The sequence below is a fragment of the Jidongwangia harbinensis genome (genome assembly GCF_020216025.1).
GTDB classification, from domain to species: domain Bacteria; phylum Actinomycetota; class Actinomycetes; order Mycobacteriales; family Micromonosporaceae; genus Actinoplanes; species Actinoplanes harbinensis.
The window spans coordinates 1-12,950 of sequence record NZ_JAIWNC010000011.1; the positions used below are offsets into that span (position 1 = coordinate 1).

Consider the following 12,950-nt stretch of genomic DNA (forward strand, 5'->3'; position numbering starts at 1 on the left):
CGCGAGCAGAAGATCCTCACCCTGCGCTTCTACGGCAACCTCACCCAGTCGCAGATCGCCGACCAGATCGGCATCTCCCAGATGCACGTCTCCCGGCTGCTGACCAAGGCCCTCACCAAGCTCCGCACCCACCTGGCCAGCGACACCATCTGACGTCTGACACCATCTGACGGCTCTGTTCCACGAGGACGCCGGCCCGGTTCGGGCCGGCGTCCTCGTCCGTCCGCAAAGGGAGGCGCCATGGAGCCGGACTGGGTCCGACATGCCGTGTGGTGGCAGGTGTACCCGCTCGGCTTCACCGGGGCCTGGCCACGGCGGGACGGCGACGGCGACACGCACCGGCTGCGCCGGCTCGACGCCTGGCTGGACTACGCGGTGGAGATGGGCGCGTCCGGGCTGCTGCTCGGCCCGGTCTTCGCCGCCGAGACCCACGGGTACGACACCGTCGACCTGCTCCGCATCGATCCGCGGCTGGGCGACGACGCGGACTTCGACGCGCTGGTCGCCGCTGCACACGGGCGCGGCCTGCGGGTGCTGCTGGACGGCGTGTTCCACCACATCGGCCGCGGACATCCGGCCTTCCGGGCGGTGCTCGAGCAGGGCCCGGCCGCGGCGACCGCCGGCTGGTTCCACCTCACCTGGCCGGACGGCCCGTGGCAGCCCGGGACCGAGCCGTCGTACGCGACGTTCGAGGGCCACGACGCGCTGGTCGCGCTCAACCATCAGGAGCCGGCGGTACGCGCCCACGTCGCCGAGGTGCTGGGGCACTGGCTGGACCGGGGCGCCGACGGCTGGCGGCTGGACGCGGCGTACGCCGTACCCACCGAATTCTGGGCCGACGTCCTGCCCCGGGTGCGGGTACGGCATCCCGGCGCCTACTTCGTCGGCGAGGTCATCCACGGTGACTATCCGGACGTCGTGGCCCGGTCCACGATGGACGCGGTGACCCAGTACGAACTGTGGAAGGCGATCTGGAGCGGGCTCAACGAACGCAACTTCTTCGAACTCGACCATGCGCTGCAGCGGCACAACGACTTCCTGGACACATTCGTGCCGCTGACCTTCGTCGGCAACCACGACGTGACCCGCCTGGCCAGCCGGTTGACCGACGAGCGGGACATCCCGCTGGCGCTGGCCGTGCTACTCACCGTGGGCGGCACCCCCTCGGTGTACGCCGGCGACGAACACGGCTACCGCGGCGTCAAGGAGGATCGCGAGCACGGCGACGACGCGGTCCGCCCGCAGTTCCCGGCCCGGCCCGACGACCTCGCCCCGTACGGCTGGCCCACCTACCGTCTGCACCAGGACCTGATCGGCCTGCGCCGCCGGCACGCCTGGCTGCACGCCGCACGTACCCGCCGGGTGCACCTGACCAACGAGCAGTTCGCCTACCAGGTCTCCGATGGTGACCACCGGTTGCTGGTGTGCCTGAACGTCGGCACCGAGCCCGCCGAGATCCCGGCGCCGCACGCCACCTCGGTGCTGAACGGCGAGGCCGAGCTGACCCATCCCGGCAGCGGCGACACGGTGGTCCGGCTGGCCCCGCACGCGTTCGCGGTACTCGGCACGTAAAAAGGGTGCCCGTGGTGCGGGCACCCTTTTACGGACTAACTCAGAACCAGACTTTTCGTCCGCCAACCGGACGGCCAACCGCGCCGAGAATCCACAGCACAGCGCCTACCACCAGCAAAATGATGCCGATTGTGTACAGGATGGACACATCCAGGAAGATGCCCAACAGCAAGAGAATGAGGCCGAGAACCAGCATGGCGTTTGCTCCACTTCAACGTATGTCTTCGTTCTGCGCGCCACTGATACCCATCGCTGCGAATTACCAATCACGCCGCGAACGCCCGCGGGGCGGCAACTTTCGCGGCCCGGTCCTCCAGGTCGCACACGTGGTGGCCGGATCCAGGGACGGCAGACACACCGGCGCCGCACAGTGACCGATAAACGGCATTTAATGCGTAGATCTTGGCGGCGCCCGCAGATCTTGGAGCCGAATCGCCCCGTGAGGCCGTTTCGCGCAGGGGTTCGGCTCGCCCGCCAAGGTCTGTGACGCGCTCGGTCGAACGGTGACGGCGCCGACTTGAAGAACCGGTCAAACCGCACACCGTCCTCCCGCATGGCGTACCCCGAGATCCTGGTCACCCTCACCGCAGCAACGTCGCCACTGATCAACTCGCTCTCCGCCCGAAATGCCACGCGCCCTCCCCCAACGTGTGGAGACGCGGCTCGCACCCCACCCGAAAACCACACACCCCCACGCCCCCACCCCAACGTGTAGAGACGCGGCTCGCACCCCACCCGAAAACCACACACCCCCACGCCCCCACCCCCACGTGTAGAGACGCGGCTCGCTCAGCGCCTGAAACGCACACGCGCGGCATGCTGCCGACTGCGCTACATACGCCCGCGGAGCCGCCCTCTCTGCGCCGCCTCCGCCGATTGCGCCCGGCGTCCGCGCCGCCGACGGTCCGCCGAGCCTGGAATCCCCGATCCCGCGGTGCGATGCAAGTAGATCGGCGTCGCGAGGGGGTTGCCTTCGATAGGGTCGGGTATGTCGTGGACGGAAGGGAGTGATGGCCATGACCACACCCGCCACCTCTGCGCTGGACAACCGCCGGACGAAATCCTCGACGGCTAATGCGGCCGCGGAGAAGGCCCGTGCCGGCGTCACCGAACTGGACCACCGGCTGCAGACCAACGCGAACCTGATCGAGCAGCAGACCCAGGCGCTGCGCCATGCCGAGTCCGAGGCGAAACGGCTCAAGCGCGCCCTCAAACTCGCCGACACCGAGCGTGCCCGGCTCGCCAAGCAGCGGGCGAAGGCGGCCGCCCGGGCCTCGAAGGCGCAGGCCAAGGCGGAAGCGGCCGAGGCGAAGTACGACCAGGTGGTGCTGGCCGAGCTGGTCAAGCGGGAGAAGGCCCGGGACCGCGCCGAGGCCACCGCCGCCAGGGGCACGGCATCCGCACCCAGTCAGAACACGGCCGGCCCCAATACCGCCGGCCAGAGCACAGCCGGAGCAGCCCGGAACACGGCCGGCCGGACCGCGGGCGCCCCGGCCCGGACCACGGCCGCCGAGGATAGCCCGGCCACCCAGAACGGCCCGGCCGCGAGCACGCTGGCCACAGCCACCGCCGCCAAGACCACGGCGGCGAAGGCCACGGCGGCCAAGAGCCAGCCGTCGCCGCGCACTCGCGGCGCCAACCTGGATCCGCCACCCGAGAAGCCCGACCCGGGCACGGCCGAAGCGGTCAAGACCGCCGCCCGCCGGACCCGCCGCGCCGCCCGGTAACCGACCGCCACCCGGTAAGCGACCGCCACCCGGAAACCGAGCGCCACCCGGAAACCGAGCGCCACCCGGAAACCGAGCGCCACCCGGAAACCGACCGCCACCCGGAAAGCGACCGCCACCCGGAAAGCAGCGCCACCAGGAAGCAGCGCCACCCGGAAAGCAGCGCCACCCGGAAAGCAGCGCCACCCGGAAAGCGACCGCCAGCCGATACCTGGCCGCCGACGTGACCCCCGCCACTCCCGGCGGGGGTCTTCCGCGTTCCGGGATAGGAAGAAGGGACGCGATCAACCGGGCGAGGTGGGTAGACGGTGAATCCGACGGACATCCGGGCCGTGCTCTTCGACATGGACGGCACGCTGGTCGACTCAGACGCGGCGGTGGAGCGCGCCTGGACCACCTGGGCGGCCGAGCACGGCGTGGACGCCGCCGGGGCGATCGCGCTGGCGCACGGCAGTCCGAGTGAGCGGACCGTACGCACGTTGCTTCCGCATCTCGACGAGGCGGCGGTGGCGGTGTCCGCGGCGCGGCAGTTGGAGCTGCAGTACGACGACCTGTCGGACGTCGCCGCCGCGCCGGGGGCGGTGGATCTGCTCGACCGGCTCCACCTGCCGTGGGCCGTGGTGACCAGTGCCGACGCCCGGTTGGCCAAGGCCCGGCTCGGCGTCGCCGGCATCGTCCCGCCGGTGCTGGTCACCACGGACGACATCGCCGCCGGCAAGCCGGATCCGGCCGGCTACCTGCGGGCCGCGCAGATCATCGGGGTGCCGCCGCACACCTGCCTGGTGGTCGAGGACGCGGACGTGGGTCTGGCGGCGGCCCGGGCGGCCGGGGCGTACACCGCGGCGCTGCGCGGGCTCGACGGGGATCTGCGACTCGGGTCACTCGCCGACCTGGTGACGTGGTTCGGCTACCCGGCGGGCCCGGTGCGGGCCGCATAATGGGCCGATGTGGACAACGGTGACGGTGTGAAGCAGTTCGCCGGGCGGATCTGCGTGATCACCGGGGCGGCCGGCGGCATCGGGTCCGCGCTGGCGTTGGATCTGGCCCGGCGGGGTGCGGTCCTGGTGCTCGTCGACCGGGATGCGCCGGGGCTGGCCCGGGTGGCCGAGTCGGCCCGGGAGGCGGGCGCGGCGGCGGTGGACACGTACATGGTCGATCTGGCCGACGGCGGCGACCGCCTGGACCTGGCCGCGGAGGTGGCGGCCCGGCACGGCGGGGTGGATCTGCTGGTGAACAACGCCGGGGTGGTGCTGTCCGGCACGTTCGAGCAGGTCGACATGGCCGACTTCGACTGGCTGATGGAGGTCAACGTGCGGGCCGTGGTACGCCTGACGAAGGCGTTCCTGCCCCAGCTGCTGGCCCGGCCCGGGTCACACGTGGTGAACCTGTCCAGCCTGTTCGGGCTGCTCGCGCCGCCGACCCAGGTGGCGTACGCGACCAGCAAATTCGCGGTGCGCGGGTTCTCCGAGGCGCTGCGCCACGAACTCGCCGACCGCGGCGTCGGGGTGACGTCGGTGCACCCGGGCGGGGTGCGGACGAACATCGCGCTGAACGCCCGGATCAGCGGGCCGGACCCGGACGGTGTGCAGGCCGAGGCGGCGCGGCGGTTCTCCGAGAAGGCCCTGACGCTGCCGCCGGAGAAGGCCGCGCGCCGGATCGTGGCGGCGGTGCAGGCAGGCAAGCCGCGGGTGGTCATCACCGCGCCGGCGAAGCTGGCGGACCGGCTGGTCCGGATGATGCCCGGCCGGTACTGGACCGTCATCGGACTTCTCAGCCGGTCCGCCAAGCTCTAGCGGAACGCGGCGTACCGCTTGCGGGACTGGCCGGCGACGACGGTGAAGTCGCCGCCCGCGCCGAGCGCGCCGAGCGCCCGGTTCACCGCGAGGACGCGCACCCCGACCACGCCGTTCGCCTGCGGTGCCCAGCCGGTCAGCGCACCGCTGCTGCCCACCGCGGCCAGCTTGACCCGGGACAGCGAACCGCCGGCGCAGGTGCCCTGGGCGCCGTTGGTCAGGGTCAGGCAGGCCCGGTCGAAGTGCCCGCCGACGAAGGTGACGCCGTTCAGCCGGACCACCGCGGTGGCGTCGCCGTCGAACAGCCGTTGCCACCGCACCGATCCGCGGGTGGTCCAGGCGATCGCCCGGCCGCCCTGGCCGCCGGTGGCCGCGTACACCCCGGTGCCGTCCACCGCGAGCGAGTTGACCTGGGCGGGCGCCTTGGGCAGGAAGGTGCGGTCCACCGCGCCGCCGGTGCCGGCGAGCGCGGCCGCCCGTAGCGTGCCGCTGACGCCGTTGACCTTGTGGAACGAGCCGCCGGCGTAGACCTTGGTGCCGTAGCCGGTCAACGTGTAGACGGTGCCGTCCGCGCTGGGCCGCCACCCGGCGTCCAGGCCACCGCTGGTGAGCGAGAACGCGGCCAGGTTGCGGCGGCTGCTGCCGTTCACCGCGGAGAAGCTGCCGCCGACGTACAGCCTGCCGTTGCCGGCCCAGAGCGCGTGCGGCGTGCCGGCGACGGTGGGCTGGAACGCGCCCGGCCGGCCGGTGCCGGCGTCCAGCCGGGCCAGGTTGTCGCGGCGCAGACCGGAGATGGTGCCGAAGTCGCCGGCGGCGTACACCGCGGAGCCGCTCACCGCGAGCGCGCGGACGGTGCGGTCGGCGCCCGGGTTCCAGGCGAGCAGGGCGCCGGTGCGGGCGTCGAACGCGGCCAGCCGCCGCCTGGTGTGGGTGGTCCGGCCCCAGGTCGCGCTGGTGAACGAGCCGCCGACGTAGACGGTGTTGCCGCGGTAGGCGATCGCGTACACGCTGCCGTTGAAGGCCGGCACGGCCGAGGACCGGGTGCTGAGCGCGGACGCGGGTGCGGAGTGGACCGGTACGGCGACGGCCGTCGTGGCGACCGCAGCGGTTAGAAAACGGGCAAACCTTTGGAATCGCACATTTGACATTAACCGTCGCGGGTGGCCGAAAGTGTCGACGGCGCGCCGCGGTAGTCCCGGTCCGGGACGGCGGCCGGCGGCGCCAGCTCCGGCGCGGCCGGCGACGGCGGCTGGTCGGCCTCGGCCGGCTCCGCGCGTAGCCCAAGCGCGGACAGCCACTCCGTCAGCTGGTGGTGCACCGCATCGGAGCCGTTCAGCTCGTCGTCGGTGACCCGCCAGCCCGCCGGGTGCACCAGCACCGCCTCGGTCTGCCAGCCGCCCAGGCCGCCGTGCGAGCCGACCAGTTCCTCGAACGCGGCGACCTCTTTCGTGTTCGGGTCCACCGCGCTGATCAGCACCAGGTCGCCCACGTGGGCGGTCTGCTGGTGCCGCACCAGGTCGGCGCGGGCGTGCCGCCCGTACGGCAGCAGCGGATCCACCCCGTCGACCGTGCCGTCGGTCAGCCGGTGCGTGCCGGCCGTACCGATCGCCACCGGCCCGTCCTCGTCCTGCACCACCACCAGGCCGATGCCCGGATGCGCGACCAGGCCCGCGATCAGCCGCGGATACTCCTGGTCGATCCGGGCGCGATCCAGCCGGCCGGGGACCTGGGTCAGGTAGAGCAGCGCGAGGTTGCCGGAGGACACCACCAGCAGCGGCGCGATCGGCGGCTCCGGGAAGTCGGGTTCCTGGGTGGCCTCGGCCTCGGCCGGCGTCTGCGGTGCGGTCGCGGCGTCCGGGGCGGCGTATCGCTCGACCACCTCGTCCAGCGTCTCGCCCCAGCTCTGCCGGAAGGTGGGGCCCTGGCTCTGGCCATGGTCGGAGAGCACCACCAGGTGGTAGCGCCGGGCCGCCTCGGGTGCCAGGCGTTCCAGCACGCCGAGCATCCGGTCCAGGCTCTCCAGCTGACGCATCGACTCCGGCCGGGCCGGTCCGGCGTGGTGCGCCACCTCGTCATAGTCGACCAGATCGCAGTAGATCACCGGGGCGCCGCGGGCCATCTGCTCGGCGACCAGCGACACGTTGACGTCGCGCAGCAGCATCGCGGCCGGCCGCAGCGCGAGGAAGACGCCGGACCGGCTGACCCGCGGCACCAGGTTGCGCCGCCGCTGCAGGCGGGCCTGGTGCAGCTCGGTGATCACCTCGCCGACGCCGAGCACCAGGGCGCGGGTGAAGCCGTACGGCGACGCCATGAACGCCGCCCAGCCCCGCGCGGACCGGCCGGGCAGGGCGGCGTGGCTGACCGTCAGCAGGTTGGTCACCGCGTCCCCGGAGAACGCGTTGCCGATGCTGACACCGCCGTCCCGGAGCAGCCCGTTGCCGTCGCTGAGGCGCGACTCGATCACCGCGGCGTCCCGGGGGCGGTTGGACACCATCAGCCGCCCGGCGTCCTTCTCGAACCACCGGAACGCCGGGATGTGCCGGGACGCGCCGTGCAGGATGCCGGCCTGCGACGCCGGGGTGGTGGACGGCAGCCCGGTGTGCCAGCGGCGCATGGTGTGGCTGCCGGACCGCAGCCAGTGCCCGATCGTGGGCAGGTTGCCGGCCCGGATCGCCCACTTGAGCACGCCCACCGCCACGCCGTCGAGCTGGATGATCAGCATCCCCGGCTCGGTGCCCGGCCGCGGGCGGCGCAGGGTGAGCACCCGTCCGCCGGCCCGCCGGGACTGCCGCCGCCGCACCGCGCGCATGAGACGCCGGTTCTCCTTGACGAACGTGTCGTCGGAGCCGCTGTCCGCCATCCAGTCCAGGATGGCCGCGAAGATCACCGCGAGGATCGCGGCCGCCACCAGCGTGGGCAGGTTGCGGATCCGGTTGGCCGGGTCCAGCTCCAGCGCCACCACGATGACGATCACCTGGGCCACGACGCCGAGCAGCATCGCGCCCCAGCCGCCCAGCGCGGTGATGCCGACCAGCAGCAGCGGGCGCAGCACCGCGCCGACCGCGGCCACCAGCAGCACCAGGTTCAGGGTCTCGACGATGTCCGCGCTCGCCACGCCGGGCATCAGCCACAACGTCAGGGTGAGCACGACGAACGTCACCAGGGCACTGCGGAGCACCGCGCGCAGCCGGTTGCGCACCCGCCGCCAGCCCAGCAGCGCACGCAGGTCGGCGCGCCAGTGACGGGCCGGTTCGGGCGGGCTGCCGGTGCTTACGACCACTCAGAAACGATCGCACAGCTCGCGGCCCGGATGGCCGTGAGGTCGGCAACGACACGTGACGTTTCGCCGGACCGCGGCAGTGGGCAATCCATGCCCATGGAAGTCACCGGCTTTTTCACCGCCATCCTCATCGGCCTGATCATCGGTGCGGCCGGCCGCCTGGTCGTGCCCGGCCGGCAGCGCATCCCGCTCTGGTTGACGCTGGTCATCGGCGTCGTCGCCGCCATTCTCGGCACCCTGGTGGCCGGCGCGTTCGGGGTCGCGGACACGGGCGGCATCGACTGGATCGAACTGGTCCTGCAGGTCGGCTTCGCGGCCGTGGGCGTCGCCATCGCGGGCGGCGTGGGGTCCCGCCGGCGGTGAAATTCCGGCGCACCGGCGGAACCGGTCCGGCACCGCCACCGTCGTATTGCGTATCGCCGGTGGCGGCCTGGACGACGGGAGGACTTCGTGCGACTCAGGGGTGTTCTGTTCGGTGCGATCCTCGCGGTGGCCGCCACCGGCTGCGCCGACCGGCCCGGCGCCACGGCGGGCGCGGAACCGGCCGCGTCGCCGCCCGTGTGGAGCGAGCCGTCCGACTACAAGTTCACGTTCGAGTCGTCCTGTGGTGAGCGGGCGCTGATCGGCCGGTTCCAGGTGGCCGTGGCCGGGCACAAGGTGGCCCGCACCGAGGGCCTGGACGACGCCGGCCGGCGAGCGCTGATGCTGCGGATCGCCAACCTGGTGCCGACCCTGGGCCAGATGGAGGATCAGGCCGAACGGGCCCGGGCGGACGGTGCCGACCAGGTGACGGTGGACCGGGACCCGGCCGACGGGCACCCCACCGCGATCCGGATCGACGCCTCGACCGGAGCCGTCGACGACGAGACCTGCTACACAATCGCGGACTACACGATCGGGGGAAAGCCCGGGTCGTTCCCGTCGTCGCCGCGCTAGCGTCGAGGCGTACCGCTGCCAAGGGATGGAGGCCCGTTGTGCGGGCGTCCCTCCGGATCGCCGTCGCCGCCACGCTGCTGCTCACCGCGGCCTGCTCGGCGGCACCCGCCCCGCCCCCGGCCGCACCGGCCCGGGTGGTCGGCTACTTCGCGGACTGGGGCGTCTACGCCCGCGACTACCAGGTCCGCGACGTGGCGGACAGCGGTGCCGCGGCCCGGCTCACCCACCTGGTGTACGCGTTCGGCAAGGTCACCGACGGCCGATGCACCACCAGCAACGCCTGGACCGACCACCAGAAGCCGGTCCCGGCCGCGTCCAGTGTGGACGGTGTCGCGGACACGGGTCCGCTGCGGGGCACCATCGGTCAGCTCCGGGAGCTCAAGGAACGGCATCCGCGACTCAAGGTGCTCTGGTCGTTCGGCGGCTGGACCGGCTCCGGCGGGTTCGCCGCGGCCTCCCGGGACCCGGACACGTTCGCGGCCAGCTGCCATGCGCTGCTCACCGATCCGCGCTGGGCCGGGGTCTTCGACGGCATCGACATCGACTGGGAGTACCCGAACGCCTGCGGCCTGGCCTGCGACACCAGCGGGCCGGACGCGCTCGCCCGGCTGCTCGCCGCGCTGCGGAGCCGGTTCGGCCCGGACGCGGTGGTGAGCGCCGCGGTCCCCGGGGACGTCGGCAAGCTGGACAAGGCCCACTACGCCGCGGCGTCGGTGTCGGTGGACTGGCTGAGCGCCATGACGTACGACTACTTCGGCACCGGCGGCGGCACCGGTCCGACGGCCGTGCATTCGCCGCTCACCGCGTACCCCGGCATCCCGCGCTCCACCGCGACCGCCGGCAGCACCGTGGACAAGCTGCTGGCCTTGGGCGTACCGCCCGGCAAGATCCTGCTCGGCATCGGGTTCTACGGCCGGGGCTGGACCGGGGTCACCGCGCCCACGCCGGGGACGCGCGGCACCGGCCCGGCACCCGGCAGGTTCCAGGCGGGGCTGGAGGACTACCGGGTGCTGCGGGACCGTTGTCCGCCGTCCGGCACGGCGGGTGGCACCGCCTACGCCGCCTGCGGCGCCGAATGGTGGGGATACGACACCCCGGAGACCGTCAAGGCCAAGATGGGGTACGCCCGGAGCCGGTCCCTGGGCGGCGCGTTCGCGTGGGAACTGTCCGGGGACAGTGCCACCGCCGAGCTGCTCACGGCGATGGCCGACGGGCTCCGGTAGGCGTCACCCGACCTGCACGTAGACGTTGTCGAGGTGGCCCTGGAACTGGTCGTTGTCCGGATAGACGCCCTTGCCGCCGATGCTCAGCGGCCGGCCGTTGACCACCGACAACGACGCCGGCACCGCGATCTGCCCGCGGACCACGCCGTCGACCAGGATCCGGAAGACCGTGCCGATCCGGCGGCACTGCACGGTGTGCCAGATGCCGTCGGCCACCGTCACGGCGCTGCGGACCAGCTTGATGCCGGTACGCGTGCCGACCAGGACGCAGCTCGGCCGGCCGGCCCGGCCGTCGATCTGGAGCTTGTACTGGCTGCCGGTGGCGGAGAAGCCCTTCTGCAGCACATTCTGTCCGGACGTGGTCTGGCTGGGCGCCAGCCGCACGGTGGCGCCGTAGGTGAACGGGCGGACGCCGGGGTTCAGGTCGGCGGCGTGCGGGCTCTGCAGCACCGCCTTGGGGCACCGGCTGCCGGCGCACTTGCGCGGGAACCGGATTCCCATGCCGGCGCCGTGCAGGATCGGCCGGATCGTGCCGCCGTAGCGGGTGACCAGGCGCATCGTGTGCCCGCGCCCGGTGCCGTCCAGGACCGGGGTGAAGCGCGCGCCGTCGAAGCCGTACCAGGCGACCGTGACCGGCAGGGCCACCTCGATCGGGAACTGCGACACGATCGCGGCGGAACGCGGGGCGACCGCGGCGTGGGCCGCGGTCGGTGGCGCCACCAGCGTGACGGCGAGCGCCGCGGCCAGGAGGTAAGCGGGAGATCGCATGTCCGAATTATTACTTGTGAACCATTTCTCCCGCCGCACCACCCCCGATCGCGCGTCGGAGGTGGCGCGGCGTGCGGCACCTAGCCGACGTGGGCCGCGGCCCGATCGGTCGGCAGGTCCTCCTTCTGCACCTTGACCAGCACCGCGGTGATCACCCCGGCGAACAGGATCAGCCCGGCCGCCCAGGTGAACGCGGACGAGTAACCCTCGATCTGCGCGGCCAGCTGCTCCTGGGCCGCGGGCGGCTGACCCGGCACCACCCGGCTCGCCAGGTACGCGGTGATCGCGCTAGTCGAGATGGTGTTCAGCAGGGCCGTACCGAGCGAGCCACCGACCTGCTGGGTGGCGTTCAACGCGGCACTCGCCGCGCCGGCGTCGTGGTCCGGCACACCCACCAGTGCCAGGCTGGACAGCGGCACGAAGGTGAAGCCGAGGCCGAGACCGAGCAGGATCTGCGCCGGCATCAGGTGGGTCCAGAACCCGGTGTCGAGTTCGATGAAGCGCAGCATGAACATGCCGGCCGCGGCGAGCACCGAGCCGGCCACCATCAGCGGCTTCGCGCCGAGCCGGGGCATCAGGTTGCTGGCCATGACCGCTGCGATCAGCACGCCCACGGTCACCGGCAGCGAGGCGAAACCGGCCTCCAGCGGCGTGTACCCGAGGACGAACTGCAGGTACAGCGTGAGGAACAGGAACGCGCCGAACAGGCCGGCGCCGACCAGCATGGAGGTCAGGTACGCCCCGCCGCGGTTACGGTCCAGCACCACGCGCAGCGGCAGCAGCGGGTTCTTGGTCCGCGCCTCGATCACCACGAAGATCGCCAGCAGGACCACCCCGGCGCCGATGAATGCGATCGTGCTGAGCGCGTCCCAGCCGTCCGAGGCGGCCTCGGTGAAGCCGTACACCAGCGAGGTCAGGCCGAGCGTGACCACCACGGCACCGGGCACGTCGTACTTGGTGTCGCCGTGCGCCCGGCTCTCCGGCACCAGCGGGATGGCCAGGGCCAGCGCCAGACCGGCGATCGGGATGTTCACCAGCAGGCACCAGCGCCAGTCGGCGTACTCGGTGAGCACGCCGCCGAGCAGCAGGCCGACCGCCGAGCCGCCACCCGCGATGGCGCCGTACACGGCGAACGCCTTCGCCCGCTCCTTGCCCTCCGTGAACAGCACGGTGAGCAGCGCCAGCGCCGCCGGGGCGAGCAGCGCCCCGAACACGCCCTGCAGCGCCCGGGCGCCGAACAGCATCAGGCCGTTGGTGGCCAGGCCGCCGATCGCCGACGCGACCGCGAAGCCGACCGCACCCACCAGGAACGTGCGCTTGCGCCCCCAGAAGTCGGCGATCCGGCCGCCGAGCAGCAGCAGACCGCCGAACGCCAGCGTGTACGCGGTCACCACCCACTGCTGGTTCGCGGTGGAGATGCCCAGATCCTGCTTCGCCTGGGGCAGTGCGATGTTCACGATGGTGGCGTCCAGAACCACCATCAGCTGGGAGATGGCGATCACACACAGCACGACCCAGCGGCGCGGATCCGGTTCGGTCGAAGCGCCCGTGTGGGCCCCCGTGGCTTCGGCAGCGGTGGACATGGTGGTCCCTTCAACGACGTGACTGAGCGCGAGCGTACGACTGATCTTGCCCGCCGACCGTTGAATGA

13 protein-coding genes are annotated in these 12,950 nt (G+C 72.4%); 8 read left to right on the plus strand and 5 right to left on the minus strand.

Features of this window, described 5'->3' with window-relative positions:
- Together LDL48_RS16180 and LDL48_RS16185 are read left to right on the plus strand one after the other, a co-directional pair.
- A partial coding sequence (locus LDL48_RS16180; RefSeq protein WP_225256187.1) for a sigma-70 family RNA polymerase sigma factor occupies positions 1–153 on the plus strand: 153 nt, incomplete at its 5' end.
- Between the two features lie 87 nt (positions 154–240).
- Entirely contained in the window at positions 241–1,572 is a 1,332-nt protein-coding gene (locus tag LDL48_RS16185) for an alpha-amylase family glycosyl hydrolase (protein ID WP_225255960.1), read from the plus strand.
- Between the two features lie 40 nt (positions 1,573–1,612).
- Here LDL48_RS16185 and LDL48_RS16190 read toward each other — a convergent pair whose 3' ends face one another.
- Complete coding sequence (locus LDL48_RS16190; RefSeq protein ID WP_225255961.1) at positions 1,613–1,768, minus strand: hypothetical protein; 156 nt, start codon at positions 1,766–1,768, stop codon at positions 1,613–1,615.
- An 820-nt stretch (positions 1,769–2,588) separates the two neighbouring features.
- Here LDL48_RS16190 and LDL48_RS16195 point away from each other — a divergent pair.
- The 3 genes from LDL48_RS16195 (at position 2,589) to LDL48_RS16205 (ending at position 5,092) form a co-directional block, all read left to right on the plus strand.
- Positions 2,589–3,299: a hypothetical protein gene (locus tag LDL48_RS16195; RefSeq protein WP_225255962.1), complete on the plus strand. Its 711-nt coding sequence runs from the start codon at positions 2,589–2,591 to the stop codon at positions 3,297–3,299.
- A 308-nt stretch (positions 3,300–3,607) separates the two neighbouring features.
- The gene (locus LDL48_RS16200; protein WP_225255963.1) at positions 3,608–4,237 is read left to right on the plus strand and encodes an HAD-IA family hydrolase; all 630 of its coding nucleotides are present in this window, start codon (positions 3,608–3,610) and stop codon (positions 4,235–4,237) included.
- 27 nt (positions 4,238–4,264) lie between these two features.
- Positions 4,265–5,092 (plus strand): SDR family NAD(P)-dependent oxidoreductase, encoded by an 828-nt coding sequence (locus LDL48_RS16205; RefSeq protein ID WP_225255964.1) that lies wholly within the window; start codon positions 4,265–4,267, stop codon positions 5,090–5,092.
- Here LDL48_RS16205 and LDL48_RS16210 read toward each other — a convergent pair.
- Positions 5,089–6,120, minus strand: a complete 1,032-nt coding sequence (locus LDL48_RS16210) for a hypothetical protein (protein ID WP_225255965.1) — start codon at positions 6,118–6,120, stop codon at positions 5,089–5,091. The two genes, LDL48_RS16205 and LDL48_RS16210, sit on opposite strands and share 4 nt — an antisense overlap.
- 119 nt (positions 6,121–6,239) lie before the next feature.
- On the minus strand, positions 6,240–8,372 hold the full coding sequence (locus LDL48_RS16215; RefSeq protein WP_225255966.1) for an alkaline phosphatase family protein: 2,133 nt from the start codon (positions 8,370–8,372) through the stop codon (positions 6,240–6,242).
- 96 nt (positions 8,373–8,468) lie between these two features.
- Between LDL48_RS16215 and LDL48_RS16220 the strand changes: the two genes are divergently transcribed.
- The 3 genes from LDL48_RS16220 to LDL48_RS16230 all read left to right on the plus strand — a co-directional run bounded on the left by LDL48_RS16220 (position 8,469) and on the right by LDL48_RS16230 (position 10,531).
- Positions 8,469–8,735, plus strand: coding sequence for a GlsB/YeaQ/YmgE family stress response membrane protein (locus LDL48_RS16220; protein ID WP_225256188.1), 267 nt, complete (start codon positions 8,469–8,471; stop codon positions 8,733–8,735).
- Positions 8,736–8,822: 87 nt separating this feature from the next.
- Complete coding sequence (locus LDL48_RS16225) at positions 8,823–9,308, plus strand: DUF6174 domain-containing protein (RefSeq protein WP_225255967.1); 486 nt, start codon at positions 8,823–8,825, stop codon at positions 9,306–9,308.
- A 38-nt stretch (positions 9,309–9,346) separates the two neighbouring features.
- Positions 9,347–10,531 carry a glycoside hydrolase family 18 protein gene (locus LDL48_RS16230; protein ID WP_225255968.1) on the plus strand — a complete coding sequence of 395 codons (1,185 nt, stop codon included), beginning with the start codon at positions 9,347–9,349 and terminating at the stop codon, positions 10,529–10,531.
- A gap of 3 nt (positions 10,532–10,534) precedes the next feature.
- Here the strand turns inward: LDL48_RS16230 and LDL48_RS16235 are convergent, their stop codons facing one another.
- Both LDL48_RS16235 and LDL48_RS16240 read right to left on the minus strand, forming a co-directional pair.
- Complete coding sequence (locus LDL48_RS16235) at positions 10,535–11,299, minus strand: LamG-like jellyroll fold domain-containing protein (RefSeq protein ID WP_225255969.1); 765 nt, start codon at positions 11,297–11,299, stop codon at positions 10,535–10,537.
- A gap of 80 nt (positions 11,300–11,379) precedes the next feature.
- Positions 11,380–12,882, minus strand: coding sequence for an MFS transporter (locus LDL48_RS16240; protein ID WP_225255970.1), 1,503 nt, complete (start codon positions 12,880–12,882; stop codon positions 11,380–11,382).
- Between the last annotated feature and the right edge of the window lie 68 nt (positions 12,883–12,950).